Origin of the sequence: Microbacterium lacus (genome assembly GCF_044794305.1) — a bacterium.
GTDB classification, from domain to species: Bacteria; Actinomycetota; Actinomycetes; order Actinomycetales; family Microbacteriaceae; genus Microbacterium; species Microbacterium lacus_B.
Genome location: NZ_CP084996.1, coordinates 1,509,699 through 1,536,315 on the forward strand (window position 1 = coordinate 1,509,699; position 26,617 = coordinate 1,536,315).

The following is a 26,617-nucleotide window of genomic DNA, read 5'->3' on the forward strand; positions in this document are numbered from 1 at the left end:
TTGGCCCCCTAGACTGTCCGCCATGAGTGCATCAGGCGGCAACAGGGCGATCATCGCCGCGTTCCTGGCGAATGTGGGCATCGCGGTCGCGAAGTTCGCCGCGTGGCTCATCTCGGGGTCGGCCTCGATGCTCGCCGAAGCGATCCACTCGGTCGCCGATTCCGGAAATCAGCTCCTGCTGCTCCTCGGCGGACGAAAGGCCAAAAAGGCGGCCGACAGAGAGCACCCGTTCGGACACGGCCGCGAGCGCTACGTCTACGCGTTCGTTGTCGCGATCATCCTGTTCTCGGTCGGCGGCGTGTTCTCGATCTATGAGGGCATCGACAAGCTCACGCATCCGCACGAACTCACGAACGTCTGGGTGCCGATCGTGGTGCTCGTGATCGCCATCGGTCTGGAATCATTCTCTCTCCGCACGGCGGTGCAGGAGAGCAACCACGTCCGCGAAAAGGGACAGTCCTGGGTGTCGTTCGTGCGGCACGCCAAGGCCCCCGAACTTCCGGTCGTCCTGCTCGAAGACGTGGCTGCTCTCACGGGTCTCGTCTTCGCCCTCTTCGGCGTGGGTCTGACCGCGATCACGGGCAACTCGCTCTTCGACGCCATCGGAACCCTCATGATCGGCACCCTGCTGATCCTCGTCGCGATCACGCTCGGCGTCGAAACGAAGAGCCTGCTCGTCGGCGAGGGCGCAACCGACGCCGATCACGATCGCATCGTGTCGGCGATCGCAGATACACCGGGCGTCGAGCGACTCATCCACATCAAGACCCTCTACCTCGGCCCCGACGAACTGCTCGTGGCCGCGAAGATCACGATGGCCAGCGACAAGACGCTTGCCGACGCGGCCACCGACATCGACGTGGTCGAGGCCCGCATTCGCGAGGCTGTGCCCGCCGCGCGCGTGATCTACATCGAGCCCGACATCTATCGGCCAGGCACTGACCCGAAGCCACCGACGGAAGAGTTCGTCATCCTCTCAGTCGACTGAGTCACCGACGCGCGTCGAAGAAGTCTTTCAAGAGGGCGGATGCTTCGTCCTCGAGCACACCTGCGACCACCTCTGCCCGGTAGGGCAGGCGCCGATCTCGCAGAACGTCGTAGATCGATCCGGCAGCGCCGGCCTTGTCATCCCACGCCCCGAACACCACGCGCGAAATGCGCGACTGCAGCACGGCCCCGGCGCACATCACGCACGGTTCCAGGGTGACGACAAGAGTGCAGCCCTCGAGGTTCCACGCGCCGACCGCGGAGGCGGCCTGCCGCAGCGCGACCACCTCGGCGTGGGCGGTCGGGTCGTGTGTGACCTCGCGCAGGTTCTGACCTTCGCCGATGACGGCGCCCGAGGCATCCGTCACCACCGCCCCGACCGGAACATCGCCCGCGCGACCCGCGGCAACCGCTAACGACAGCGCCCGACGCATGGCATCGACGTCTGCGGGGTGGGGGGGATTCTGCGGCACAGGAAGAGACTACGCGGCACCGATTTGAGGGGCCACGCACTAGCCTGTCCCTATGCGCTTGCACGTCGCCGATCATCCCCTCATCACCCACAAACTCACAGTTCTGCGCGACGAGCGCACGCCGTCGCCGGTATTCCGCCAACTCACCGAAGAACTGGTCACACTGCTGGCCTACGAGGCAACTCGCTCGGTCCGCGTCGAGGACATCGAGATCCAGACCCCGGTGACGTCGACGACCGGCGTCAAGATCAGCGAGCCGCGTCCGCTCGTCGTTCCGATCCTGCGAGCCGGACTCGGCATGCTCGAAGGAATGGTGAAGCTGCTCCCGACCGCCGAGGTCGGATTCCTCGGCATGGCGCGCAACGAAGAGACCCTCGAGCCGACAACCTACGCCGAGCGCCTTCCCGACGACCTCAGCGACCGCCAGTGCTTCGTGCTCGACCCGATGCTCGCCACCGGGGGTTCCCTCGGTGCCGCCATCGAGTTCCTCTTCGCACGCGGCGCGCAGGATGTCACGGCGATCTGCATTCTCGGCGCGCCCGAAGGCGTGGCGGCCATCGAGAAGCAGGTCGGCGACCGCGACGTGACCCTGGTTCTGGGCGCACTCGACGAGAAGCTCAACGAGAAGGGCTACATCGTCCCCGGACTCGGCGACGCCGGAGACCGGCTCTACGGCACGGTCTGAACCTCGGGCACGGTCAGACGATCGCGGGCTCACGAGCGACGTCTGGCACCCGTACGGAAGAGGGCGTAGCGCCGATCGGCTCTGCCTCGATGACAGCGATCGGCGTGAACGGGCGACCGTTGAAGCGCGTTGCCGTAACCGTGGTGTACGCCCCCATCGCGGGACTGATCAGCAGATCGCCGACAACGAGGTCGGGAAGCAGCTGTTCTCGCGCAATGACGTCGGTCGAGTCACACGTCGGTCCGGCGAGCGTGGCCCAGCGGTGCGAGGGACCCTCGCCGTGCAGTTCACGCTCGGCGAAGATCATCGGGTGCACGTCCTCGGTCAGCACGTTCGAGTACGACCCGTAGAGTCCGTCATCGAGGTAATACCAGCGCCCGTCACCGCGCTCGGCGATGCCGACCACACTGCTGATGAGCGTCATGCAATCGCCGACCAGGATGCGACCGGGCTCGGCGATGACGTCGAAGCGACTGGCGTGGGGCTCGAGCACCGGCCGAATCCGGGCAGCGACCTCTTCGATGGACGCGACGGGCTGGTCGTAGGGTACGGGGAAGCCCCCGCCGATGTCGAGCACACCGAACCGCACCCCGAGTCGTGCCTCCAGATCGTCGATGAGCGCGATGGTGTCACTGATGGCGCGGGCGAAGCGGTCGGGGTCATCGAGCTGGCTGCCGACGTGAAAACTGAAACCTGCGACGTGGATGCCTCTGCCGAGCGCGTGGCGGACGAGACGCTCCGCCTCGAACGGGCCGACACCGAACTTGCTCGACAGATCGCTCTTCGCGTGCGGGCTCGGGTAGCTGAGCCGGAGGAGCACGCGGACGCCGGCCGCGGCATCCGTGAACTTGTCCAACTCCACCTCGTTGTCGACCACGAAAGTCCGCACCCCGGCCTCGATGGCCTCGACGATCTCGGAGGCCTTCTTGATCGGATGCGTGTGAATCACCCGCTGCGCGCAGACGCCATGGCGCTGCACGAGCGCGAGTTCCTCGCCGGTCGCGACGTCGAAGGAGCACCCGGCATCTGCGAGCGCGGCGATCACCGTGTCATGTGAGAGTGCCTTGACCGCGTAGTGGAACCGGATGAACGGCAAGGCGTTGAGCAGGCGCCGGTACTGGCGCAGCACACGGTCGGGATCGAGCACGAGGAGCGGGCTCCCGTGCACGGCGAGAGCAGCGCGGGTGGACTCGCGGGACATGAGTGCCGAGATCTCACGGCGGCGACTCTCTCGGAGTGCAGCGATGGCGTTCATGCGACGTCCTCCTGGACGCCGCGGTCGCGAAGACCGGTCTTGTCGGTGATGGTGAACGCGCCGGCGGCGATGGCGTAGAAGATCACGTCGGCGACGACCTTGCCGGCGAGAAGTCCCCACACGGGGTCTTTCACGAGCCAGACCCCGAGGAGCAGCGCGGCGGGGCGGATCAGCAGGGTGTCGAGCAGTTCCGCGGCGCCGAACTCGGCGATCAGGAGGACCATGGTGCGGGCGAAGGCGCGGCGGTGACCTCCGACGACTCGAGACTGCTCGAAGTAGATCACGAGGATCAGCACGACGTAGAAACCGATGATCTCGCCGATGAGGGCGGCGAGCGCGATGATCGCGGGGTTGTCTGTCCAGAACGTGACTCCGAGGCCCGCCAGAATCATCGCGGCGGTGCCCGCGATCTCAGCCGGCAGGTACCGGACGATCCAGAACCCCATTCCTCGGCCCGATGCGGGTGCGATCTGCTCTGTGGCGGGGGCGAGCGATGTCGTATCTGCTTCGCTTTCGGTCGTGCTCATGGGGTGCACTCCTTCCTCGGTGACAGAGGACGGAGTGCGGGCGGTGATACGTGCCCGCGCGTTCAGTCTTCGAGCAACGGTCCCGCCGGCGAACGCCGACCGGTCTCTTGCTCCCAGAACTCCAACTGCTGGGTGAGCGCTTTCGCCAATTCGAACACCTGCTCGGGAGGGATTCTGATGCGGCTCACCACTCGTGCGGGCACAATCGTGCGACGCTCGCCCGAGGCAGGATCAACCTCGTCGCGAGGCGGTTGAGCAAGCGTCAGAAAGTCCATGACAAACACCGTCGGAGTGTGCCAGACGTTGGCGAAGTCGGCGTACGACCCGGGAATGATGTCGGGTGGCAGATCGATTTCGAACTGACGAGGAGCGTCGTCGGCCATGGCTACCTCCAGCTGTGCGGGCGTGCGGCGAGTCTACGCTCGGCGCATGATCGGCTCGCCGCTACCCTCGTCCCACCAGTCGCGCGAAGCCACTGAGTCGGGCGACACCCTCGGGCGTGTACGGCAGATCATCGAGCAGGCCGGGCGAGTAGACGAGGTAGGCCGTGTGCATCGCACGCGAGATCGCCACGTTGAGGCGATTGCGCAGCAACAAGAACTCGAGCCCGCGCGGGGCATCGCGCCCCGCCGATGCTGCAAGCGACACGATCGCCACCGCCGCTTCTTGACCCTGGAACTTGTCGACTGTACCGACCGGAACGTCAGGGTACCCGGCATCCTCTAGCGCTTGCTCGATCAGCACCTGCTGCGCGTTGTACGGGGTGACGACGATTATGTCCCGCTGGCCGAGCGGCCGCGGGGCGGTGGGAATGGTCGCACCGGCATCGTCGATGCGGATGCTGCGCCACGGCCGTTCGAGCAGATCTCGCACGATCTCGACAACGGCAGCGGCTTCTTCGACGGATTGCGTGGCGTTGCCGTGGTGGCGGATCGCCACGGGGCGAAGTCCCGGCTCGATGCCTTCGAGAACCCGGTCGTCCGTTGCCGGATGCGCCGCGAGTTCGCCCTGGTACGACAGCACCGACACCGGCTGTGCCACCTCAGAGCGCATGCGCCAGGTGCGGGCGAGAAAGTAGCCGTGCGCGGGGTCGATCACATCGAGGCCGTCCATGACCCAGCCGAGCGCCGAAGTGTCGACGGGCTCGGGGTGAGTGCCCTGGCTCACCTGCGGCAGTTGCTGCGGGTCACCGAGCAGCAGCAGGCGCGACGCCGCCAGCGAGACGGCGACGGTCGACGCGAGCGAGAACTGGCCTGCTTCGTCGATGACGAGAAGATCGAGGCTCCCTCGCGGAACGCGGGTCTCGTGGGCGAAGTCCCACGCGGTGCCGCCGATGACATAGCCGGATGCTGCGTGCCCGGCCGTGAACTCGGGCACCCCGTTCTTCGCGATCACGGTGAACGAGAGGCCGTCGGCTGTCGCGTCCTTCGGCGCCTTCGCAACCTGGGCGCTCGGGACCCCGGCTGCCACGATTCGGTCGAGCATGTTCTCGATGACGGCGTGGGACTGAGCGACGACGCCGACTTTGTACCCGTGGTCTCGCACCAGTCGGGCGATCACGTGAGAGCCGACGTAGGTCTTGCCTGTCCCCGGAGGACCCTGCACAGCCAAGTAGCTGCGGTCGAGGTCGCGCACAGCGCGCACGATCGTGTCGACGTCGTCACCGACAGAGACGGGAAGCGTGCCGGTCAGCATGCGTGGCGCCCGACGAGCGAGGATGTCGGTTGCCGGATCTTCGGGCAGGTTCGGAAACGCGTCGATCAGCGAATCGGCCCAGGCATCGATCGCGACCTGCTGATTCAGCGCACGCGGCGGTGCGGCCGGTGTCAGCGCCACGGGTAGCTCGTGCCACGTGAACCCGTCGACCGCCGTCTCTTCGACGATGGCGCCGTCATCGAGAACCTCGAGCACCTTCACCCGCCGGTCAGCGTGGATCCATCGCGGAGAGGCCTCGACCGGGAAGGGAGCCGGAAGCTCATAGATGGCGAACGGCTCGCCGCCCTCGCTCAGCCGCGTTCCGGGGGCGAGTTCGCCGCGCAGCTCGATCACCCGCACGTCGACCCGGCGCCCCTCGGGGCGATGCCAATCCTCGAGCATGCGACACCGCTCGGCGTCGAGCGCCACCACATCGCGGGACTCGGCCCACAGCGACACCGGCTCGCGCAGGCGGAGGAAATGCGATGCCCAGAACGACTTCGCCTCGCGCGGGTAGTAGTCGATCGCCGCAGCGCCCATGCGCAGCGAAATCGCATCCACCGAGTCGTGCGGGTGGTTGCTCGCCAACGCACCCAGCGTCACCGACCGCGCGGACGGCTCGTACGCCGTTTCACCCGGCTCCGGCTCGGTCGCCGGTCGCAGACCCGCGTCGCGGGCGCGATCGACCAACCAGTTGCGCAGGCGGCGCGTCGAGACGCAGTCATAGCGGTTGTAGTCGGCCAGGTCATCGAAGATCTGCCGGGCCGGGGCATCCGCCCCATCGTCCTGCAACGCGCGCGCCTGGACGTACTGAACGATCGAGTCGTCGCCCTTCTGCACGTCGCTGGTGCGTACCTCTGCGCCCATGTAGAGCGGTTCGAGCTTCTTGATCGAGTACGACCGCGACCCGACTCGCAGCGCGCGCCGGACGATCGGGTACAGGTCGACGAAGATGCCGTCACGGAGCAGCCGGTCGACGTCGGACTCGCGCACGCCGTAGCGCGCCGCCATGGCGAGAAGGTGCGAGGGCTCGTAGGGTGCGTAGTGGTAGATATGCATGCCGGGGTGTTCGGCGCGGCGAAGGTTCACCAAGTCGAGGAAGGTCTCGAGCGCCCGCTTCTCTTCGGCGAAGCTGTGCGCCCACAGCGCCGTGTATTGCTCACGGTCATCTACCCAGCCGAAGAGGTAGTCCAAGCCCCACGCCTTGGCGGTGACCGTGCCCTCCGGGGCCTCTTCGGTGTACAGCGGATCGCCCTCGAAGTCGAAGAACAGGTCGCCGAGGTCGGGGCGCGGCAACGCGCCCAGCGCCTTCGGGGCGACGACCTCGAACGTCGGGATCGCAGGAGCGTCGTCGGTCTTCGGCGCCTCGACCACCCCTCCCGCGGGGCTGTTCACCTGCAGGCGCGCCTGCGTCCGCAGCATGCGGAACGTATCGGGACTCATGCGCGCGGGCGCGGCTTCGGCACGCACCAGATCGTCGATGGTGAGGATGCCGGAAACTCGCAGGCGCTGACGCTGCGTGGGCCGCATACCCGCGACGAGCAACAGATCGCGCGAGGCAACGACCTCGCCGTCGCACGTAGCGCAACGGCCACAGGCGATGACCCCGAGTTCGCCCCGGTCGTCTCCCCACGCGATCGCGTCGCCCCCGGCAGCGAGGTCGAGCCGCCGATCAGCGATGAGCGCCGCGAGCCGCTCTCGGCGCAGACCGAAAACCGGCTGAAGGTCGTCGACGCGGTGGACGCTGGTCGACCCGTCGCCGAGCAGCAGCTCGACGTGGTCGGCGCGAGGCACCCCGAGACGGTCGAGCTGATCGACATATGCCGAGAGTTGCATAAGCGCGGTCACCCGCGCGTGCCGAGCAAGCTTCGTGTCTTGCACCACCCAGGCGCCCGATGTCGGGCCGGTCGACGGGTCGCGCACGAGGAAGTCCGCGAAGCCGACGAACTCGTCCGTCGCGAAGGCCGCTTGGTAGATCACCGCAGCGTCCGAGACGAGGGCAGCGTTCGTGAGGGCGACCGCAGCGGCGAGAGCTTCTGCATCGGAAGATCGCGCCTCGGGGATGACCACCACCCGCTCGCCGAACTGTGCGATGTAGTCATCGAGCACGCGCAGTTCGTGCTGGGTGCCGAGGCGACCGGCTCGCTGAAGCGTAAGGTCTTCAGGCTCTTCGACCGCCGCGATGCGACCCAAGCGAGCATCGATTCCTCGCACCCAGGCGAACTCGCACTCGGCAGCGGATTTGAGGTCGCTCGCGCTCCAGACGATTCGCCCCAGCCGGTCGCCACCTGCCTCGATGTATCGCATGCCCTGCCCTTCTCCTCCACGACCCTAGCCGCGACCACCGACGCCCCACCGCGCGCCCGCCGCCCGCACCTGCCAGACTGGGGGCGTGAGCACCGAGCTACCGTTCGAGAGCGCCTACCGCCACGGTTTCGCGCGGGTTGCGGCCTGCACTATACCCGTGGTCATCGCCGATCCCGCCGCCAATGCCGAGGCGGTGCTGGCGACCGCGCGCGAGTGCGCTGCCGAGGCGGTCGCGGTCGCGGTGTTCCCCGAGCTGTGTCTGACGGGATACGCGATCGATGACCTCGTGATGCAGGTTGCCGTGCTCGACGCCGTCGAGGCGTCCATCGCGCTGCTGGTCGAGGCATCCGTCGATCTCTTCCCGATGCTGGTCGTGGGCGCGCCGCTGCGGCACCGCAACCGCCTCTACAACTGCGCGGTCGTGATCCATCGCGGAGAGCTGCTCGGCGCGGTTCCGAAGTCGTACCTGCCGACTTATCGCGAGTTCTATGAGCGCCGCTGGTACGCCCCGGGTGACGACCAGCGCGGCGGAGACATCCGCATCGGCGAACTCGAGGCGCCGTTCGGCACGGACCTGCTGTTCGAAGCGCTCGACATTCCGGGGCTCGTGGTCAATGTCGAGGTCTGCGAAGACGTTTGGGTGCCTGTTCCCCCATCGTCGCTCGCCGCACTCGCGGGTGCGACCGTGTTGCTCAACCTCAGCGGCTCGCCGATCACGATCGCTCGCGCCGAAGATCGACACGCGCTCGTGCAGTCGCAATCGCTCCGCTGCCTCGCCGCATACGCCTATGCCGCTGCGGGCACGGGTGAGTCGACCAACGATCTGTCGTGGGACGGGCAGACCATGATCTACGAGGGCGGGGCGCTTCTCGCCGAAACAGAGCGCTTCCCCGATGGCGCGCGCCGTTCGGTCGCCGACGTCGATCTCGACCGCCTGCGCCAAGATCGACTGCGCCAGGGCACCTTCGATGACAACCGTCGCACACACGCGCGGGACTATCGCACCGTGTACTTTCAGGTCGACCCGCCGGCGACGGATGTCGGGCTGAAGCGCGTGATCGACCGTTTCCCGTTCGTTCCCGACGACCCGGCTCGCTTGGCCCAGGACTGCTACGAGGCCTTCAACATCCAGGTCTCTGGGCTCGTGCAACGCCTCTCGGCGATCGGGGGGCCGAAGCCCGTGATCGGCGTGAGTGGTGGGCTCGACTCGACCCACGCTTTGCTCGTGATCGCCCGCGCAATGGACCGTATGGGCAATCCCCGGAGCGACATCCTCGCTTACACGATGCCCGGATTCGCGACCAGCGACCACACGAAGTCCAACGCCATCGCATTGGCCGAAGCCATCGGCGCCTCGATCGAGACGATCGACATTCGGCCGGCAGCGACAGAGATTCTGAAGGGAATCGAGCACCCCTTCGCCGGTGGCGAACCGGTCTACGACGTCACATTCGAGAACGTGCAGGCCGGCATCCGGACCGACTTCCTTTTCCGGCTCGCGAACCGGAACAACGGCCTCGTGATCGGCACGTCCGACCTGTCAGAACTCGCCCTCGGGTGGGCAACGTACGGCGTCGGCGACCAGATGAGCCACTACGCCGTGAACACCGGGGTCCCGAAGACGCTGATTCAGCACGTCATCCGATGGGTGATTTCGGACGGTCAGGTGGATGCTTCCACCGCCGCAGTCCTGCAGTCGGTGCTCGACACCGAGATCTCGCCCGAACTGGTACCTGCCGGCCAAGACGGCAAGGTGCAGTCAACCGAAGACACGATCGGACCCTACGCGCTGCACGACTTCGCGCTGGCCGAGATTCTGCGACACGGCACGCGCCCGTCGAAGATCGCATTCCTCGCCGCGCATGCCTGGGGCGACAAGGATGCCGGCGCCTGGCCGCCGGGGTTCCCCGACGCCGATCACTACTCCTATGACCTGCCGACGATCACGAAGTGGTTGCGGGTCTTCCTCAAGCGCTTCTTCGGGTTCGCGCAGTTCAAGCGCTCCGCGATCCCCAACGGGCCGAAGGTCTCGCCGATCGGGTCGCTCTCTCCGCGTGGCGACTGGAGAGCGCCGAGCGACGGCAACGCCGCGGTATGGCTGGCCGAACTCGACGCGGCGCTGCCGCCCGAGTGAACGCGCACCTGCTCAGGCGGGGAGCGCCCCGTACGCCATCGTGATCACCCAGCTGTCGCGCGAGAGGTCGGCTAGCTGGTAGTACACACGGCGATCGGGAATCCACCCCTTTTTCAGGCCGGTGTCCAGCCGCACGTGCTCGCCGGCGATGCGTGCACCACGGCCATCGGCATCACGGACTGCCTGCACCCGCGTCCAGTGAGCCACGAGCTTGGACACATCGTCTTCATCCAGGAGGTGGGAGTGGCGGCGCATCTCTCGCAGGGTCGAATCGTCCGGATGTGCGTCACGCAGATCGAGGCCGACGGGAAGCGCAGGATCGGCAACGGCGACCACGGTCGCCCCGCGGAAGCTCACGTTGCGAATTGCCAAGGGGACCTCTTGTCCATCGACCTCGGCGATGAGCTGAGTGTGAAAACCGAACACACCCGGCGACTCCCTCTCAAGACGAACAGTTTTGGCTTCCACCCCGAGTTGGGCGGCGACGAGCTCGCGAGCGAGTGCGCGCTTGCGATCGTGCTCCGACGTGCGGGGATCCCACCCCAGTCGAGCCGTGATGCCCGATGGCGTATCCAGCAAGACCGATTCCATGCGCTCCCCCGCTCTGCCGCGCTCGCGGCCTCTCTCTCATCTTGGTCGCTGGACGCGGGGACCGGAAGTCGCCACACGCCAAAGACGGCGCTCCCGATGTGGGGAACGCTGTCCTCGGCGGCGGCTGGGCTCTAGTACGACCCCGCCGATGCGACCGACCCGATCGAGGCCGCGCTTGCCGGCGAGTCGGGTGCCGGCGCGGGAGCCGGAGGAGCGGGAGCCGGAGGAGCGACCGGCGTGGAGGCACTCACCACTGACAGCGAGGACGTAGGCGACGCTGGGGTTACCGGTGACGCGATCGAGATACCAGAGGCCGAAGTCGACGTCGGAGCCGAGACGACCGAGGCAGAGGTGTCGGTGACGCGCATCTGCACACCTCCGCGATCGAGCACGCCGTTGTTGGTTCCGACGACGGGCCCGCCCGGAACGACGGATCCGTCGTTGCCCTGCAGATTCATGTTCGCGGCCGTGGCTGCAGCGGCGCCGCCCACGATCGTGAGTCCGACGGCTCCGGCCACTCCGAAAGTGACCCACTTCTTCTTTTCCATGATCTCTCCTTCCGCCCGGCGGGGGTTCGGACCCGAACCGAGCAATATCAGTCTGCGAGTCTGCGGTAAGCGGCATCAAAGGAGCAGATGAGATCGCTCTTAGAGTGACGGACCAGGCGTCGAGGCATCCAACGCCGCCGCGTCCCCGTGGGAGACCGCATCCGCCATCGCCAGGAGCGCGAGCGCTCGGTCGTGGTGTGTAGCTTCCCATGCACCCAGGGTGTGCCCCAGCAAGTGAGTGGCGGCGCGGGAGCGGACGGACGGTCCCTCCGAAACGTCCCACCGCTCGAACGCTACCCGCGCCAGTTGCCACACCCGCACATCCCGTGGTGCTGCTGTCAAGAGTGCGCTGGCCACGGCGTGTGCGATGAATGCTCCAGAGTCCGCACTCCGCACACCTGTGCCCGCGGTGTCGACGTCGATCACACCGACGATCTGGTGTCGGTCGTCAAGAAAGAGTTGCCCGAAGTGCAGGTCGCCGTGGACCGATTCCGCCGGCTCCGGGCTGTTCACGGCGCGTGCCCGATTCGCGACCGCCGCAGCCACGGCGGCGGCATCAGCGGGCAGCACTGCCGCCAGCCGTTCCGCATACCAGTCGAGCCGACGTTCAAGATGCGTCCGAGCGCTGTGGTTGAGGGTCAACCGTGCGAGGCGTGCGCGCAGGTCGTCAACCTCAGAGACGAACCCGTCGGGCGTCCACGGCGCCTCCGCGGCCGGTACTCCCGCAGCGTTCCCGATCACCAGCAGTCCCGTTTCGGACCACCCCAGAAGCGCGGGAATCGGGAGCCCCGCAGAAACCAGATGCCTGTGAACGTCCACAATTCGCGCCAGTCGCGAAGGTGGTACCACCTTGATCCATACCGGGGCATCTCTCGCGTCGACGCGAAGCACCGCGCGCCGACCGGGCCGGTATGCCACGATCTCGGGCGTACCGATGTCTTCGATCCCGAGACGCGCGAGGAGTGATGCTGCGGCATGGGCGAAAGCCACCGGCGCCAGAGCCGGTAGGTGGGGATCGGAGGGATGCAGCCACACCCGAACTTCGGGCGCGTCCGGACTGCCCTGCAGGAGTCCGGTCTCCCGATCCACGCGGCGCTCCGAAGTGTCGATGAAGTAGGTGGCGGGCTCGCCTACTGCTCTCACGTCGAAGCCGGCGACCGCCCCCGCACCGAGTGGCTCTCGGCTCACGAGGGTCACCTCTATGTCAGCAGCGAGGCTCAGGGCATCGAGCAAGAGCGCCCGTTCGGGAGGTTCAGAGTGCACCATCCGATCACATCACGCTGGGCGCCTCGGCGACGTGAGAGCTCTCTTAGGCTTCGTCTCGTACCGCCGGGGGCCGACCATACTGAATGATGTGACGGACGTCGGCGGGGGCCAGAAGAAGCGGCGAGCACTTCCGCGGTTCTCGGTGCGCACCCGGCTCATCGCCGTCATCACCATCGTCTCGGCTCTCGGCATGCTCGCCGTCGGAATCGTGGTCTACCTCGAAGAGCGTCAACGGATCTTGAATCAAGTGGATGATCTGCTTCGCGCGAACCTCGATTCGGCCCGGTTTCTGGTCGAAGCGGGGTCACCCGACACCGGGACCTGGGCGGCATCGGTCGCTGCGCTCTCAGCGGTCGTGCAGCGCGCGGCACCCGATGACAACACCGGAGTGATCGGGCTCACCGACGGCGCCGCGCGGCTCGTCCCGGGCGTTCCGCTGGATGTCGATCTGCAAGAGGCACCCGGATTCGTACCGCACATCGTCGATACTGTGACGACCTCCGATCCGGTGATCGGCACGTATGCGGGCGATGGCGTGACCTGGCGCTACCTCGCCGTTCCGATCCACCTCGACACCGACACCGAGTCGACCTCGACCTTCGTCATCGCGTACGACATCGAAGCCGAGCTCGCCGAGATCAACAGCGCAGTCCGCGTGTGGGCAATCGCGACCGCCGTCACGGTGGCGGTGATCGCTGGTGCCGCAGCACTCGTGACCACGCGTCTGCTGCGACCGTTGCGCCAGATGCGTGAGACCGCGGAACGCGTGTCAGCGCAGTCCCTTTCGGAGCGGCTACCCATCCAAGGCCATGATGACGTCTCCGATCTGGCGCAGACGATGAACGCGATGCTGGATCGTCTCGACCACGCACTGGACTCGCAGCGTCAGCTGCTCAGCGATGTCGGGCACGAGCTGAAAACACCCATCACCATCGTGCGCGGCTACCTCGAGGTCGTAGACGCCGAAGACCCGCGCGATGTACGTGACACTCGCGATCTCGCCGTAGACGAGCTCGAGCGCATGGGCAACCTGGTGCAGGAACTCGCGGCCGCCGCGGCTCTGCACGGTCCCGCGCCGATCCGCGCCGTGCCCGTCGACGCGGCTGATCTGGTGCGACAGATTCTTCGCAAGGTGCAGGGCATCGAGGGGGCGGATGCTACGGCCGGCGACGTCGCTGAAATCGTGACGTCACTCGACCCTGCGCGCATGACGCAGGCCGTGCTGCAGCTCGCGCAGAACGCCGTCACCCACGGCGGCGGGAAGATGGTGCTCTCCAGCGGCGTCGTCGGAGACCATCTTGAACTTGTCGTCCGCGACTTCGGACACGGCGTCTCGGATGAAGCGAAGGTGCGCGTCTTCGATCGCTTTCGACGAGGGACGGATGCTGCGGGCCGGACGGGGAGCGGACTGGGCCTCAACATCGTTCAACTCATTGTCCGCGCGCACGGCGGCACCGTGCGTGCGCAGGACGCCGATGGTGGCGGGGCACAGTTTGTGATCTCGATCCCGATCGTGCAAAAGAAAGCGACCGCACGTGGCGAGCTCGTGATTCCGCCGCGACCCCCGTTGCCAACGCCCGAAGTCGTCACCGAGAAGAGGAGCTGAGATGGCATCGATACTCATCGCCGATGACGAGGCACGCATCTCGGGGTTCATCGACAAGGGCCTGCGAGCCGCGGGATACGCCACACGCGTGGCGACCACCGGGCCGGACGCGCTCGATCTGGCTCTCACGGGAGAGTTCGACCTGCTCGTGCTCGACGTGAACCTGCCCGGCCTCGACGGCTTCGGCGTGCTCGAGAGCCTGCGGGGGTCGGGGTCGACAATGCCGGTGATCATGCTTACCGCGCGCATCGAACTGCACGACACCATCGCCGGGCTCGAAGGCGGGGCAGACGACTATCTCGGCAAGCCGTTCCGCTTCGATGAACTCGTGGCACGCATCCGGCTGCGCATGCGCCGCGACACAGGGCAGACACCGTCCCAGCTTGCGCACCGCGACCTCGCGCTCGATGTGCGCACCCGGCGCGCACACATCGCCGGTGTCGAGGTCGAGCTCTCTGCACGGGAGTTCGCGCTGGCCGAGGAACTGGTGCGCAACGCTGGGCAGGTACTGAGCCGCGAACAGTTGCTCAGTCGCGTGTGGGGGTACGACTTCGATCCCGGGTCAAACGTCGCCGACGTGTATGTCGGCTACCTCCGCCAAAAACTCGGACACGACCGCATCGAAACCGTGCGCGGCGTCGGCTATCGCCTCACCTGACCGGCCGCAGCACCGACACGGCAGACTGGGGGGTATGGCCAGGCGCGCGACCGTCGTCGGCAGCGGCCCGAACGGGCTCGCCGCCGCGGTGGCGCTCGCCCGCGCGGGGTACGAAGTGCGGGTGGTCGAGGCATCCGGAACCATCGGCGGGGGCGTGCGGACCGCCGACGGCCCGCTTCCTGGATTCCGGTACGACGTGTGCTCGGCCGTGCACCCCGCGGCGTTGTCGTCACCGTTCTTCCGCGCGTTCGGACTACGCAACCGCCTCCAGTGGCACGTGCCAGAGGCCGCCTTCGCGCATCCCCTCGATGGCGGCCGCGCGGCGATCGCGTGGCGAGATCTCGAACTGACGGTCGCTGAGCTCGGCACGGATGGCGACGGGTGGCGCCGCCTCGTCGGCGCGCTCTCGAAACGCCTCGAAGGTGTGGTGGATTTCACGGGCAATCAGCTGATCCGGATGCCGCGGCATCCGCTCGCGACAGCACACTTCGGTGTGCGCACCCTGCTCACCGGTGCTGCGCTCGGCGAGACGGCTCTGCGCACCGAAGCCGGACGCGCGTTGCTGGCCGGAGTGTTCGCGCACTCCGGTACCCGATTGCCCTCACTAGGCGCGGCGGCCTCGGGACTCTTCCTCGCTGCGCATGCGCACGCCGGTGACGGATGGTCGTTTCCGCACGGCGGCGCGCAGGCGATCGCCGACGCGATGGCGGACGACATTCAGGCGCACGGCGGCACGATCGAGACGGGTGTGCATGTGAGATCGCTGGACGGGTTCGATTTCGGGGATCCGGATGCTGGCGATCTGCTGATGCTCGACACCTCGCCGCGGCTCGTCCGCACACATCCCGAGATTCCGGGGCGCTACGCCCGAGCGGTGAACCGCTATCGGTACGGCTCGGGCGCCGCCAAGGTGGACTTCGCGCTGGACGGCCCGATTCCGTGGGAGAACCCCGACGTGACGGCAGCGCCGACCGTGCACCTCGGCGGAACAGCCGAAGAGGTCCGGGCGAGCGAGAACGCGGTCGCCGATGGGCGCGTGAGCGACCACCCGTACGTGCTGGCGGTACAGCCGTCGGTTCTCGACACCTCGCGGGCGCCCGCCGGGCACGGTGTGCTGTGGGCGTACATTCACGTTCCCGCAGGCTCGACGATCGACCCCACCGATCTCGTCACGCGGCAGGTCGAGCGTTTCGCGCCCGGCTTCCGTTCACGCGTGCTCGGGTCTCAGGCCATGTCGGCGCACGAACGCGCCGCTTACAACCCCAGCGACATCGGTGGCGACATTTTGGGTGGCGCGTTCTCGGTGACACAGGCCATCCGTCGACCTGTCGTGTCGAGATCGCCGTGGCGCACCCCGATCACGGGTGTCTATCTCGCCTCGGCGTCGACTCCCCCGGGTCCGGGAGTGACCGGCATGCCCGGGTGGTTCGCTGCGCAGACCGCTCTGCGCGACGCGGGTCAGCGCGTCAGCCTCGCTGAGCTGTTCGGCTAGACCTCTGTGCCGCGCTTGCGTGCGGTGAGATCGACGACGGCGACGATCAACGCCAGCGCGAGGAAGATCCCCACGGACAGCATGCCGAACGCGTAGGCATCGTGATAGATGACCTCATCCGTCGCAGTACCGGTCTCGCGGTAGATCGTCGCATAGAAGAGCGAGAGCGCGACGGCGGTACCGACAGCGGCACCGATTCGTTGACCGAGTTGGCCGACCGAGCCCGCCACTCCGCCCTGCTTGACGGGGACATCAGCAAGCGTCAGCGTTTGGTTGGGTGCGATCACGAGGCCTCCACCCGCGCCGCCCACCACCATCACGGCAGCCATCGCGTACGGGGTCCACGCGGCGGGCACGAACAGCGCGCAGAGAACGAGACCACCCACGCACACCAGCATCCCGATCAATCCCCACACGACCACGATCCGCCCGAACTTGCCGACAAGGTTGCCGCCGATCCACGAGGTCACCGCACTCGCGAGGGCGAAGCCGATGGAGATCATCCCGGCGAAGACAGGCTCGAGCCCAAGACCCGTCTGCAGGTACAGCGTCGTCATGAGAAAGAGGGCGGGCGCGGCAGTGAAGTAGGCCGTCTGCAACAGCGTGCCGTTGCGGTACGACGCGATGCGGAAGAGCTTCAGCGGAATGAGCGGGCTTCTCCCCTGTGCGGCGTATCGCCGCTCCCAGGCGATGAACCCGGCGACGAACAGCGCGAACGCGATCAGCAGCCACCACCGCGCGGGGTTGTCGGTCGGAGCGCCGGTCGTGAAGAGGAACGGCCACATGAGGGCGACGACGGATGCTGCGAACAACAGCAGTCCGACGGGGTCCAGTTGCACCTTCCGCTGCGAACGGGTGCGGGTGTCGGGCAGGAGCCAGAGCACCAGCGCAATCGCAATCAGGCACAGCGGGACGTTGATCCAGAAGATGAGCCGCCACCCGTCGGTGGGGCCGCCGATGGCGATGAGCAACCCCCCGAGCGTCGGACCGAACGCGGTGGCGATGCCGATCGTCGCACCGAACAAACCGAACGCGCGTCCGCGCTCTTTGCCCTGGAAAAGTTCCTGCGCCATCCCCAACACCTGCGGCATCTGAATACCGGCGGCGACTCCCTGCAGAAGTCGCCCGATGAGGAGCACTTCAGCGGTGGGTGCCACTGCGCACAGGATGCTGGTCGCTGTGTAAAGCGAAAGCCCGACCACGAACAGCATGCGACGCGAACGCTGGTCACCGAGGCGACCCATGGGTACGAGCACGAGTCCGAAGGTCAGGATGAAGCCCGAAACGATGAGCTGAAGTTCGGTCGATCCCGCATCGAAGGCCTCCCCGATCGACGGCAGAGCGACGTTGACCTTGGTGAGGTCCATGATCGTGATCGCGGCGACGGCAACGCACACCCAGAAGGCCCGCCAGCGCGCGGCAGCCGAGATCGGAATGGCACTGGTGGCGGGGTGAGCGGACGTCTGAGGCATCCCCCTCAGGCTAGTCCCCACGTTAACGATCGAGCGGTGCAGCGCGCAGCTGCGCGAGATCGTCCGAGCCGAGTACGGAGTCTCGGCCGCTACTCCATGCGCGAGAACATGCTCCGCAAGACGAAGAAGACGATCGCCGCGACGATAGCGACGATGATCAGCTTGCCGATGAACCACAGCACGCTGAACAGCACATCGACAAGCACCCAGGCGATGATGACGGCGGCGATCACACCGATGACGGTCCACAGAGTGCTCTTGTTCACCGCTCCAGCCTAAGGCGATCGGCAACGATACGGATTCCGTGCGGCTGGGCGGGCGCTTTCGATCTCAGTCTCGACGCTGCCCTACGACGCCCACTGCGATGCGTTCCACGTGATCGATGACAAAACGGCCTGTCCTGTCGCTGAGGGGTGGAAGTAGTCGCGTGTGGAGATATCGGCCTTTACGAACGCGTAGTTCGCGACAGCCCCACCATCCCACTTGCACTTCGCTGTCGCCGCGCACACCTCGGCGAGCGCGGTGTTGTATTCGGTGACGCGGGCCTGGACGGCATCGCGTCGCTGAACGTCAGCGGCCTTGGTGCTGGTCGGGTTTGCCAGCATCGACTGACAGATTCGAAGCAGGCCCCAGGCGAGACGCGCGCTGGTACTGGACTTGTTGATGTCGTACATGAGCTTGATATTCGGGATGCTCGACAAGAAGATCTCGGGCGCGGCCGCACTGGCGGAAAGTGTTGTGAGCGCCGCCGCGACGTTTGCTTTGAAGGTCGCCGTCGGGGTCATCGTGGCCACCGTCCGCGTGCAGGCATCGTTCGCACCGATCTGAACCGTGACGTACTGCGCTCCCTGATTTACAGCCTTTGCCGCCTGTGCGTTCAATCCGCCGGACAGCGCCCCCGAGACCGCGTTGTTGTACGCAACGAGACTCGTCGCCCCAGCTGTGCGCAGTCGCGTGAAGTGGGAGTTCACCGATGCGGTGGTACCGGTCGACCACCCGTTCGGGGGACAACTCAACAGGCTCGAGCACGTCATCGCGGCCTGCGAGATCGAATCACCCAGGGCCGCCATCTTCACGGGGAGCGGCGGGGCGGCCGAGGCCGACGAAGCGGTGAAGAGTGACCCGGTCAGAACGACCGCAGCAGTAAAAATCGCGACCGCTCGGCGTCCGCGGCGATTCATGCCCATGTGGATGACCCCTCTGTCGACGAAAACGGCCGCACGGCACGAAGTGTCGCGTCGGATACGCCGGTTCTCGCTGGCCTACTCCCCCAGGAGTCGACCTCTTGGCGCAGAGGCTACACCCGTGACTGTTCCGTGACAATGACTCGGGCGGCCGCTGCCACGGAGCTCTGCCGAATGACGCTCGGACCCTGCGGAGTGGCATCGACGATGAGCTGAGCGGGAAGCTGCTCTTTCATCGCTGCGACGTGGCTGATGAGCCCCACCGTCCGCCCGCCCTGGCGGAGTTCGTCGAGGGTGTGCATCGCGAGTGTAAGGGTGTCTTCGTCGAGCGACCCGAAGCCTTCGTCGATGAAGAGGGTATCGAGTCGGACTCCGCCGGTGCGCGCCGTCACGACCTCGGCAAGACCCAACGCGAGGGCCAGCGAGGCAAGGAACGTCTCACCTCCAGAGAGGGATTGCGGGGGACGCGGCTGACCCGTGTAGGCGTCCAGAACCGTGATGCCCAGGCCTGAGGCGGTGCGACGCCGCCCCACCGCGTCGCTGTGCTGCAACCGGTAGCGACCCGACGACATGGCATCGAGACGGAGGTTGGCGGCCTCGACGATTTCTTCGAGTTCTGCGGCGAGTACGAAGGTCTCGAGATCCATGCGGGTCTCGTTGCGCCCCGATACGGCGCCGGCGAGACCGGCGATCAGCTCGAACTCGGCCGTGCGCTCTGCCGAGGCCGCGTGGGCGGTCGCCGCGCGGGCCAAGGCATCCGCCACCCGCGCCGACACTTGCGCGTCTCGCTCTGCCGTGCGCACTGCCCCGTGCCATGCGTCGCGGGCGATGACGGCGGTAGCGGATGCTTCGGCAAGATCGACCGGTTCGTCGGGAACCCCCGCAAGTTCGGTTTCGAGTGCCAACAATCGCTGACGTTCGGATGCCAGCGCGACGTCGAAGCCCTGGATCTCTCCGGCGAGCGCGTTGTGAGCGGCGGGATCGATCAAGCTCGCCACCGCGTCCTCGACGCTGTCGAAGACGGATCCCGCAAGACGCTCGTCGCGGTGCGCTACTGCCTCGGCGGCTGTTGACGAGAGCCGTGCGGTGTTTTCGATCGCATCTGCCAGCGCACGCGCGCGGGCGCGGCGCGACTCGGCCTCAGCAATGCGCTCGGTGACAGTGACGAAGCTCGAGCGGGCTGAGTCGACCGCGGCCTGCGCCGCGGCAAGCGCTTGGCTGCGGGCCGCGCGTTCTTCTTTGGCCGCGGTGAGGTCTTCTACGGCGCGTTCGCGGACGGAGGCGGACGACTCATCGAGCGCACGCATTTCGCGCAGCTCGGACCGGAGGGATGCGAGCTCGTCTGCCGCGGCAATCGCCCTCGCGAGGTGCGCCTCGGCGGCCGCGGACGCGGCGACGAGGGTCTCGAGCGTGTCGCCACCGGCTCGCGCAGACGCCCCGTGGTGCGCGGCCCGGGCCCGGTGAGCCGCATCGGATGCTGCCGAGGCCCGGTCGTGCGCGCGCTGGACGGCAGCTTCTGCCGTCGCCACGACGTCCTCCGTCACGGGCTCAGCGGCCGGGGGCGCAGGGTGCGGATGATCGATCGAACCGCACACCTGGCACGCTTCGCCGTCGACCAGAGTTGTCGCGAGCTCACCCGCGTACCCGTCGAGGCGGCGCTGCAGAAGCACCCGCACTGCCGTGGTCGCTGCGTCGAGATCTTGTGCAGCCGCAAGGTGGGCTGCGTCTGCCGCGTGGGCCAGCGCGCCCAATCGCTCAGCCTCGCGCCCGGCCTCGGCTCGGCTCTCGGCCGCTGCGCGCTGGACGCGCGAGGATTCGAGGTCGGGAGCCTTCTCGATTGCGGCCACGATCGCCGGCTCGAGCAGGCCGATCCGCTCCGCGCGCGCCGCCGCCTCGGTGGCCAGTTGCGCGCTGGCGCTCTCGCGCTCAGCGACTCGAGCGTCAGCGCGGGCGAGGGCTGCGGTCAGCGACGGCAGCGAACGCTCGACATCGGCTGACTGCGACCAGACAGCGATGTCGCCCGAGAGTACATCGATGAGAGCACGCAAGTCGGCCGCCGAGGCATCCTGCTCCCCCGACGCGACCCACGCGTCACGGGCGCCGCTGAGCGTCGCGACCGAACCGTCACGGGTGTGTGTTGCTCGGGCGGCGGCATCGATCGCAGTGCGTAGCGCCTCAGCGAGCCGCGCCCGGTCGAGTCGCGCGCGGTCGAGCGCGATGGAGTCCTCGCGATCGGTGAGTTTCGCCAGTGCCGCACGAGAGGTCAGGCGTTCTTCTTGCCGGGCCCGTTGCGTGGTGAGCGCGCCGAACACGGTGAGCGCGTCATCATGCGCACCCTGGAGTTCGTCGCGCACGCGTGCCGACTCAGCGGCGCGGTAGCGCGCGCGCGGGACCGCGCGGTCGAGCGCTTCGAGCCGCTCGGCCACAGTAGTCGGCGGCACATCCGCGTCATCGGTCATGCCGTGCAGTTCGTGCTCGGCGACGAGCGATTCGGCCTGAGAGAGCTGGGCCTGCAACATCGCGGAATCAGCCTCGACCGCACCGAGCGCCACGCGCCGACGCTCGTCGAATGCGCGCTCGTACTCTTCGTAGCGGCGCGAACCGAACAGCGTGCGCAAGAGAGCCTGGCGGTCGTCGTTTCGCGCGAGCAGAAACTCGGCGAACCGGTTCTGGGCGAGGAGGATGACCTGCTGAAACTGGTCGCGATTCAGCCCGACGATTTCGTCGAGCAAGTCAGCGGCTTCGCGATACTTGGTCGCTCGGCCGATCCATCCGCCCTCGACCTGCTCTTCGATGAGCACCGATGACTTCTGGGTCGTCGTGCCCTCGCCGCGCGCCTTGGGCCGGTCATACTCGGGCGTGCGCGTGACACGCCACCGCTTGCCGGCCGCGCTGAACTCGAGCTGCACTTCCGTCGGCTGGTCGGCGGCGGCGTGGTCGCTGCGCAGACCTCGGTCGCCGCCGTCGTACCGGGGAGCGGTTCCGTACAGGCTGTAGCAGACGCCGTCCAGAATGCTCGACTTGCCGGCACCGGTGCGACCGGTGATCAGGAACAGCCCATCCGAGTCGAAGGCATCGAAGTCGACGCTTTGGCGATCGCGGAACGGCCCGAACCCCGCGAGCTCGAGTCGATGCAGCTTCATGCGGATGCCTCGGCGGACGCAGGGAGCACAGAACCGTCCGCGCGATCCGGCACGGAAGCTGTGTGCGCCGCCACGACCTCGGCGATGATCGCGGCCTCTGCCGCGGTGGCGGAGACACCGTTGCGGACGTGCGTGAGGAAGGCATCGATCAACTCGGGGTCGCTCTTGGCGTTGCGCACGCGCGTCGCGTATGTGAGACCGTCGCTGTCGCGCACGAGAGTCGGCGCGTGAGCCACCGTGGCGCAGAACGGGAAGCGCTCGAGCAGTCGGCGCATGGGATCGCGCTGGAACGAAGCATCCGTGTATTGAGCACTCACCCACGCGTCTTCGTACTCGGTGAAGCGCTCGTCGGTGAGCAACTCATCGAGCGTTGCGCTGAGCCGTACCAGCCGACGCGGCACCGGCAGGTCGAGCCACCGAACGCTCGACAGCCCTTCGGCACCGAGGTCGATGAGCCACGAGCCGCGGGGCTTGTCGGCTTCACCGAAGCTGTAGTGCATCGGCGCTCCCGCGTAGCGCACGCGGTCAGAGAGTTGTTGCCGCCCGTGGATGTGACCGAGCGCGATGTAGTCGGGTCCGTCGAACGTCGACAGCGAGACCACGTCAAGGCCGCCCTGTTGGATGTCGCGTTCGACGCCGGGAGTCGCCTCGACACCGGCCGCGAAGCAGTGCGAGATGGTCACGGACCGCCCGCCTCGCGCCGTGAGATCGGCGTTCACGAGCCGCATCGCATGCTCGACGGCCTGCGACTGGGTGCGCAGATCGATGCCCTCCCACACGTGGCGCACAAGAGCGGGTTCGAGGTAGGGAATCCCGTAGAAGTGAACGGGTCCGGCGCCGTCGGCGATCGTGATCGGTGTGCCGATCGTGAGCGGGTCGGTCACCACGTGGATGCCGTCGCGGAGGAGCGCGGACTGAAAACCGAGCCGTGCGGCCGAGTCGTGGTTGCCGCTGGTGACGATGATCTGAGCACCGGTGTCGGAGATTGCCCGAAGAGTGTCGGACAGCAGGGTGTAGCAGGCTGCGGCGGGGGCAGCCGAATCGAAGACGTCGCCCGCGACGATGACGACATCGACCTCGTGGTCACGAACCTGCGCAGTCAGGGTTTCGAGCACACCGCGCAGCGCCTCGAGCGTGGAGTGCCCGTGGAAGGACCGGCCGATATGCCAGTCGGAGGTGTGCAGGATGCGCATACGAACACGGTATGCGGGGGCACCGACATCGACTTCCAGGCGTGCCGCCCCGCCGGCGATCAGCCCTCCGCCTACGCTGTAACCGTGGTCTCCACCCGTGAATTCACCCATGCCGGCTCGACGATCGTCGTCGAACGGCGGGGGTCGGGACATCCCGTTTACGTCCTTGTTCACGGCATCGGAATGGGACGCAGTGTCTTCGGCGACCTCACCGAAGACCTCGACCGAGCAGCCGAAGTCATCGCGATCGACCTCCCGGGCTACGGCGAGGCACCCGAACCACCGCGCATCCTCACGATGGAACGCACCGCCGATCTCGTCGCGGCATTTCTCCGCGAGTACGTCGATGCGCCTGTCGTTCTGGTCGGTCACTCGATGGGGGCGCAGATCGCGATCGAGGTGGCCGTGAGGCATCCCGCCACCATCGACCGGTTGGTTCTCATGGGGCCTTCGAACGACCCGGCCGCGCGCAGTGCCTCGGGCCAGTTCGGCAGGCTCGTCCGTGACCTCGCGTTCGAAAGCCCCAAGGTCATCGCCGTGGGTGCCCGCGAGTACATCCGAGCAGGTCCCCACCTGCGCGGAAAGTTTCGTGCGATGCTCGCTCATCATCCCGAGGACGTCTTCGCCCAGGTCACTGTTCCGACGCTCGTTTTGCGGGGCGAGGACGACATCGTCGCGCCGCGTGCGTGGTGTCGCCAGATCGTCGACGGGATTCCGGATGCACGCATGGCCGAGGTCGCCGGGCATGGTCACGAAACGATGATTCGGGATGCCTCGCCCGCAGCAATCCTGATCCGCGAGTTCGCCGCCGAAGGCTGACGCTGCAGCTACGCCGACCCGCTCTGTTGCCTGCTCGCGGCTGCGCGGTCCCGCGCCACCGCCTCGCCGAGCAATTGACCACCACTGGTGAGCATCGCCCGACGCCACGGCAACACCCCTTCGATCTCGACCTGGATCGACATGGACAGCACAGTCCGAATGAGCACGATGATGCCGAGGATCGCCGCATCCTCCATGGAAGGCTTCGATGTGATCGTGCGAATCAGATCCGCCGCGACCAGCACCTCCAAACCGAGCAGGATGGCAGACCCGAGGGTCGTTCGCAGCACCTGAAAGGCGGCGCTGCCGCCCTCGCCACGGCGAAGCGAACGCCACCCCAGCACGATGGCGATGAGGAACCCGACGATCATGGCCAGGGCGCCGATGCCCTCGAACACCAGGGCAACCCCGGTGAAGACCTCCTCGACGTCCACTCCCTTAGGCCGTCCGGCGCGACTTGAGGATGCCCGACCGCTCGGGGTGGTCACTGAACCAGTCTGCGACGTACCAGCAGACCGGGCTCACCGCGCGGTCGCCGCTACTCTCCAATTCGGCGACGGCACGATCGACCAGTTCACCGGCGTACCCGTGGCCACGAAAAGTGGGCACCGTGTACGCACGCGTCATTGCGACCGAACGCCCGTCGTCGCGGTAGTCGAGAACGCTGACCAGGTCGTCACCGCGATACAGCGTGTAGCGCGAAGCATCCCGTTCATGAGTGAAGCGAAACGAAGTCACCGGCACAGGCTACGCCTCCGCTCGCTCACCCGACGTACATCCAGCGAAGTGTCGGCGAACGCCCAGCGCGCGATGATTGAGCCACCGCTCAGGCCCCAGTCACGCCCGTGCGTGCGAGTTCGCGGTACCACTGGCCGCTGTCTTTCACCGTGCGCTCCAGGGTGTCGAAGTCGACGCGGACGATCCCGAACCGCTTCGCGTAGCCGTATCCCCACTCGAAATTGTCAAGCAGCGACCACACGAAGTAGCCGCGCAGATCCACGCCGCTCTCGAGCGCGCGATGCGCAGCCGTGAAGTGCCGACGGAGGTAGTCGAGCCGCTCGGGGTCGGGCACCGACCCGTCCGCCGCGACGACGTCGTCGAAGGCCGCCCCGTTCTCGGTGACCATGAGCGGCTGCGTGGGAAACTGCGCGGAGAGCGACACCAGTAACTCTTCCAGCCCTTCCGGCGCGATGTTCCATCCCATCGACGTGTACGGCCCGGGCTGCTCGACGAACTCGACGAGCTGATCGCTACCCGGCCACGCCGTGCCGCCGCTCGTGCCCTTGTGTCCGTCATTCATCTGCTTCGGCGACACACCGTCCCACAGTCGCACGGTTGCCGTCGAGTAGTAGTTGACGCCCAGCACATCGATCGGCTGGTGAATGGCCTCGAGGTCGCCGTCGTGGACGAACGACCAGTCGGTGACGGATGCTGTGTCGTCGAGCAGGTCCGCAGGGTACTCACCCTTCAGCAGGGGGCCGGTGAAGGCGCGGTTGGCGAGCGCGTCGATACGGCGCATTGCTTCGTCGGAGCGCTCCCCCACGCCCCGCAGCACGTGGAAGTTGAGTGTTACGGAGTACTCCGGCGAGCCCGTCGAGGTTGCCCGCAGCGCCTGCACGGCGCGGCCATGGCCGACGTTGAGGTGGTGCACGGCGGCGAGCGCCGCTGCGGGCTCGGTCCGTCCGGGAGCGTGACCGCCCTGGCCGTAACCGAGATAGGCCGAGCACCACGGCTCGTTGAGTGTCGTCCAAGTGTGCACGCGGTCGCCGAGCGCGGTTCCCATGATCGAGGCGTACTGCTCGAACGCATCCGCCGTTTCGCGGGCGGGCCATCCGCCCGCATCTTCGAGGTACTGCGGAAGGTCCCAGTGGTAGAGGGTCGCGACGGGCTTGATGTCACGCTCGAGCAGTCCGTCGACCAGGCGCGAGTAGAAGTCGACACCGGCCTGGTTGACTCCCCCGCCGGCGAGCGGCTGAATCCGCGGCCACGCTATCGAGAAGCGGTATGCCCCGAGCCCGAGATCCTGCATGAGGTCAAGGTCGGACTCGAGCCGGTGGTAGTGATCGCACGCGACGTCACCGGTGTCGCCGTTCCACACCTTGCCCGGGGTCTTCGAGAAGGTGTCCCAGATGGAAGGTGTACGGCCGTCTTCGCCTGCGGCACCCTCGACCTGGTAGGACGCGGTGGCAGATCCGAACGTGAACCCCGGGGGGAACACCAAACCTGCGTCGCGGTAGTCGGGGGAACCGTGCACAGTTCGCTGATCAGTCACGAAGTTCATCGTGCCACTCCTGCCTGTGCGATGCGACGACGCGATATATCGGCCTCGTGCCCGCGCGGTGAGCAATGTGTCACATTTCGTCATCGTGAGGTGGCTGCATCCTTCGCGATTTGACGCATTGCGACGCAGTCCGTCATAATCGGCCACATGACTGATCACGCACGCTCACTGTCCGCCCGGGAGGCGAACGGAGCTGCCGGCACCATGATGGCCGGCCGCGTCGTCATGTGTTGTCGAATGTGCCGCTAATCCAGCGACCAGCCGGACACCGCAGCTGCTTCTGAATCTCAGCGCGCAAAGT

Annotated in this window: 23 protein-coding genes; 7 read left to right on the top strand and 16 right to left on the bottom strand. The window is 67.0% G+C overall.

Going from position 1 to position 26,617, the window contains the following annotated elements; genetic code table 11:
• Nucleotides 1-22: 22 nt before the first annotated feature.
• Nucleotides 23-988: a cation diffusion facilitator family transporter gene (locus LG299_RS07375; protein WP_404434426.1), complete on the top strand. Its 966-nt coding sequence runs from the start codon at nucleotides 23-25 to the stop codon at nucleotides 986-988.
• 1 nt (nucleotide 989) lies between these two features.
• Here the strand turns inward: LG299_RS07375 and tadA are convergent, their stop codons facing one another.
• Nucleotides 990-1,421, bottom strand: coding sequence for a tRNA adenosine(34) deaminase TadA (tadA, locus tag LG299_RS07380; RefSeq protein ID WP_404434839.1), 432 nt, complete (start codon nucleotides 1,419-1,421; stop codon nucleotides 990-992).
• 91 nt (nucleotides 1,422-1,512) lie between these two features.
• Here tadA and upp point away from each other — a divergent pair, with 91 nt between their 5' ends.
• Nucleotides 1,513-2,145 carry a uracil phosphoribosyltransferase gene (gene upp / locus LG299_RS07385; protein ID WP_404434427.1) on the top strand — a complete coding sequence of 211 codons (633 nt, stop codon included), beginning with the start codon at nucleotides 1,513-1,515 and terminating at the stop codon, nucleotides 2,143-2,145.
• Nucleotides 2,146-2,158: 13 nt separating this feature from the next.
• Here upp and LG299_RS07390 read toward each other — a convergent pair whose 3' ends face one another.
• The 4 genes from LG299_RS07390 to LG299_RS07405 form a co-directional block, all read right to left on the bottom strand.
• Nucleotides 2,159-3,400, bottom strand: a complete 1,242-nt coding sequence (locus LG299_RS07390; RefSeq protein ID WP_404434428.1) for a type III PLP-dependent enzyme — start codon at nucleotides 3,398-3,400, stop codon at nucleotides 2,159-2,161.
• Nucleotides 3,397-3,927: a hypothetical protein gene (locus LG299_RS07395; RefSeq protein ID WP_404434429.1), complete on the bottom strand. Its 531-nt coding sequence runs from the start codon at nucleotides 3,925-3,927 to the stop codon at nucleotides 3,397-3,399. The genes LG299_RS07390 and LG299_RS07395 overlap by 4 nt, the downstream gene beginning before the upstream one ends.
• Nucleotides 3,928-3,989: 62 nt before the next feature.
• Nucleotides 3,990-4,310 carry a DUF3467 domain-containing protein gene (locus LG299_RS07400; RefSeq protein WP_404434430.1) on the bottom strand — a complete coding sequence of 107 codons (321 nt, stop codon included), beginning with the start codon at nucleotides 4,308-4,310 and terminating at the stop codon, nucleotides 3,990-3,992.
• A 61-nt stretch (nucleotides 4,311-4,371) separates the two neighbouring features.
• Nucleotides 4,372-7,929, bottom strand: a complete 3,558-nt coding sequence (locus LG299_RS07405) for a TM0106 family RecB-like putative nuclease (RefSeq protein WP_404434432.1) — start codon at nucleotides 7,927-7,929, stop codon at nucleotides 4,372-4,374.
• Between the two features lie 85 nt (nucleotides 7,930-8,014).
• On the opposite strand from LG299_RS07405, the gene LG299_RS07410 reads away from it, so the two are divergent.
• A complete protein-coding gene (locus LG299_RS07410; RefSeq protein WP_404434433.1) occupies nucleotides 8,015-10,063 on the top strand; it encodes an NAD(+) synthase in 2,049 nt (682 codons plus the stop codon).
• A gap of 12 nt (nucleotides 10,064-10,075) precedes the next feature.
• Here LG299_RS07410 and LG299_RS07415 read toward each other — a convergent pair whose 3' ends face one another.
• The 3 genes from LG299_RS07415 to LG299_RS07425 all read right to left on the bottom strand — a co-directional run bounded on the left by LG299_RS07415 (nucleotide 10,076) and on the right by LG299_RS07425 (nucleotide 12,468).
• Nucleotides 10,076-10,642: a hypothetical protein gene (locus LG299_RS07415; protein ID WP_404434434.1), complete on the bottom strand. Its 567-nt coding sequence runs from the start codon at nucleotides 10,640-10,642 to the stop codon at nucleotides 10,076-10,078.
• 143 nt (nucleotides 10,643-10,785) lie between these two features.
• The gene (locus LG299_RS07420) at nucleotides 10,786-11,202 is read right to left on the bottom strand and encodes a hypothetical protein (RefSeq protein ID WP_404434435.1); all 417 of its coding nucleotides are present in this window, start codon (nucleotides 11,200-11,202) and stop codon (nucleotides 10,786-10,788) included.
• A 99-nt stretch (nucleotides 11,203-11,301) separates the two neighbouring features.
• Nucleotides 11,302-12,468: a phosphotransferase gene (locus LG299_RS07425; protein WP_404434436.1), complete on the bottom strand. Its 1,167-nt coding sequence runs from the start codon at nucleotides 12,466-12,468 to the stop codon at nucleotides 11,302-11,304.
• An 88-nt stretch (nucleotides 12,469-12,556) separates the two neighbouring features.
• Here LG299_RS07425 and LG299_RS07430 point away from each other — a divergent pair, with 88 nt between their 5' ends.
• The 3 genes from LG299_RS07430 to LG299_RS07440 are packed head-to-tail and all read left to right on the top strand — an operon-like array spanning nucleotide 12,557 to nucleotide 16,224.
• The gene (locus LG299_RS07430; protein WP_404434438.1) at nucleotides 12,557-14,074 is read left to right on the top strand and encodes an ATP-binding protein; all 1,518 of its coding nucleotides are present in this window, start codon (nucleotides 12,557-12,559) and stop codon (nucleotides 14,072-14,074) included.
• A 1-nt stretch (nucleotide 14,075) separates the two neighbouring features.
• A complete protein-coding gene (locus LG299_RS07435; protein ID WP_404434439.1) occupies nucleotides 14,076-14,732 on the top strand; it encodes a response regulator transcription factor in 657 nt (218 codons plus the stop codon).
• A 34-nt stretch (nucleotides 14,733-14,766) separates the two neighbouring features.
• Nucleotides 14,767-16,224 carry a phytoene desaturase family protein gene (locus tag LG299_RS07440; protein ID WP_404434440.1) on the top strand — a complete coding sequence of 486 codons (1,458 nt, stop codon included), beginning with the start codon at nucleotides 14,767-14,769 and terminating at the stop codon, nucleotides 16,222-16,224.
• Here the strand turns inward: LG299_RS07440 and LG299_RS07445 are convergent.
• The 5 genes from LG299_RS07445 to LG299_RS07465 all read right to left on the bottom strand — a co-directional run bounded on the left by LG299_RS07445 (nucleotide 16,221) and on the right by LG299_RS07465 (nucleotide 23,216).
• Nucleotides 16,221-17,696, bottom strand: coding sequence for an MFS transporter (locus tag LG299_RS07445; RefSeq protein WP_404434442.1), 1,476 nt, complete (start codon nucleotides 17,694-17,696; stop codon nucleotides 16,221-16,223). The genes LG299_RS07440 and LG299_RS07445 overlap by 4 nt on opposite strands.
• 89 nt (nucleotides 17,697-17,785) lie before the next feature.
• The gene (locus LG299_RS07450; protein ID WP_404434443.1) at nucleotides 17,786-17,962 is read right to left on the bottom strand and encodes a hypothetical protein; all 177 of its coding nucleotides are present in this window, start codon (nucleotides 17,960-17,962) and stop codon (nucleotides 17,786-17,788) included.
• A gap of 81 nt (nucleotides 17,963-18,043) precedes the next feature.
• Nucleotides 18,044-18,883, bottom strand: coding sequence for an SGNH/GDSL hydrolase family protein (locus LG299_RS07455; RefSeq protein ID WP_404434445.1), 840 nt, complete (start codon nucleotides 18,881-18,883; stop codon nucleotides 18,044-18,046).
• A 110-nt stretch (nucleotides 18,884-18,993) separates the two neighbouring features.
• Nucleotides 18,994-22,023: an AAA family ATPase gene (locus LG299_RS07460; RefSeq protein ID WP_404434446.1), complete on the bottom strand. Its 3,030-nt coding sequence runs from the start codon at nucleotides 22,021-22,023 to the stop codon at nucleotides 18,994-18,996.
• Nucleotides 22,020-23,216, bottom strand: coding sequence for an exonuclease SbcCD subunit D (locus LG299_RS07465; protein ID WP_404434840.1), 1,197 nt, complete (start codon nucleotides 23,214-23,216; stop codon nucleotides 22,020-22,022). The genes LG299_RS07460 and LG299_RS07465 overlap by 4 nt, the downstream gene beginning before the upstream one ends.
• 84 nt (nucleotides 23,217-23,300) lie before the next feature.
• On the opposite strand from LG299_RS07465, the gene LG299_RS07470 reads away from it, so the two are divergent.
• Nucleotides 23,301-24,035 (top strand): alpha/beta fold hydrolase, encoded by a 735-nt coding sequence (locus tag LG299_RS07470; RefSeq protein WP_404434448.1) that lies wholly within the window; start codon nucleotides 23,301-23,303, stop codon nucleotides 24,033-24,035.
• Nucleotides 24,036-24,043: 8 nt separating this feature from the next.
• On the opposite strand, the gene LG299_RS07475 is transcribed toward LG299_RS07470, so the two are convergent.
• The 3 genes from LG299_RS07475 to LG299_RS07485 form a co-directional block, all read right to left on the bottom strand.
• Complete coding sequence (locus tag LG299_RS07475; protein ID WP_404434450.1) at nucleotides 24,044-24,523, bottom strand: DUF1622 domain-containing protein; 480 nt, start codon at nucleotides 24,521-24,523, stop codon at nucleotides 24,044-24,046.
• Entirely contained in the window at nucleotides 24,474-24,773 is a 300-nt protein-coding gene (locus LG299_RS07480) for a GNAT family N-acetyltransferase (RefSeq protein ID WP_404434451.1), read from the bottom strand. Before LG299_RS07480 ends, LG299_RS07475 begins: the two co-directional genes overlap by 50 nt.
• Nucleotides 24,774-24,861: 88 nt before the next feature.
• The gene (locus LG299_RS07485; protein WP_404434453.1) at nucleotides 24,862-26,316 is read right to left on the bottom strand and encodes a GH1 family beta-glucosidase; all 1,455 of its coding nucleotides are present in this window, start codon (nucleotides 26,314-26,316) and stop codon (nucleotides 24,862-24,864) included.
• Nucleotides 26,317-26,617 lie beyond the last annotated feature (301 nt).

Bases quoted from the DNA above. Each gene is read 5' to 3' on its own strand.
- LG299_RS07375 (WP_404434426.1), top strand. From the start codon at position 23: ATGAGTGCATCAGGCGGCAACAGGGCGATCATCGCCGCGTTCCTGGCG.
- tadA (WP_404434839.1), bottom strand. From the start codon at position 1,421: ATGCGTCGGGCGCTGTCGTTAGCGGTTGCCGCGGGTCGCGCGGGCGAT.
- upp (WP_404434427.1), top strand. From the start codon at position 1,513: ATGCGCTTGCACGTCGCCGATCATCCCCTCATCACCCACAAACTCACA.
- LG299_RS07390 (WP_404434428.1), bottom strand. From the start codon at position 3,400: ATGAACGCCATCGCTGCACTCCGAGAGAGTCGCCGCCGTGAGATCTCG.
- LG299_RS07395 (WP_404434429.1), bottom strand. From the start codon at position 3,927: ATGAGCACGACCGAAAGCGAAGCAGATACGACATCGCTCGCCCCCGCC.
- LG299_RS07400 (WP_404434430.1), bottom strand. From the start codon at position 4,310: ATGGCCGACGACGCTCCTCGTCAGTTCGAAATCGATCTGCCACCCGAC.
- LG299_RS07405 (WP_404434432.1), bottom strand. From the start codon at position 7,929: ATGCGATACATCGAGGCAGGTGGCGACCGGCTGGGGCGAATCGTCTGG.
- LG299_RS07420 (WP_404434435.1), bottom strand. From the start codon at position 11,202: ATGGAAAAGAAGAAGTGGGTCACTTTCGGAGTGGCCGGAGCCGTCGGA.
- LG299_RS07425 (WP_404434436.1), bottom strand. From the start codon at position 12,468: ATGGTGCACTCTGAACCTCCCGAACGGGCGCTCTTGCTCGATGCCCTG.
- LG299_RS07435 (WP_404434439.1), top strand. From the start codon at position 14,076: ATGGCATCGATACTCATCGCCGATGACGAGGCACGCATCTCGGGGTTC.
- LG299_RS07440 (WP_404434440.1), top strand. From the start codon at position 14,767: ATGGCCAGGCGCGCGACCGTCGTCGGCAGCGGCCCGAACGGGCTCGCC.
- LG299_RS07445 (WP_404434442.1), bottom strand. From the start codon at position 17,696: ATGCCTCAGACGTCCGCTCACCCCGCCACCAGTGCCATTCCGATCTCG.
- LG299_RS07455 (WP_404434445.1), bottom strand. From the start codon at position 18,883: ATGGGCATGAATCGCCGCGGACGCCGAGCGGTCGCGATTTTTACTGCT.
- LG299_RS07460 (WP_404434446.1), bottom strand. From the start codon at position 22,023: ATGAAGCTGCATCGACTCGAGCTCGCGGGGTTCGGGCCGTTCCGCGAT.
- LG299_RS07465 (WP_404434840.1), bottom strand. From the start codon at position 23,216: ATGCGCATCCTGCACACCTCCGACTGGCATATCGGCCGGTCCTTCCAC.
- LG299_RS07485 (WP_404434453.1), bottom strand. From the start codon at position 26,316: ATGAACTTCGTGACTGATCAGCGAACTGTGCACGGTTCCCCCGACTAC.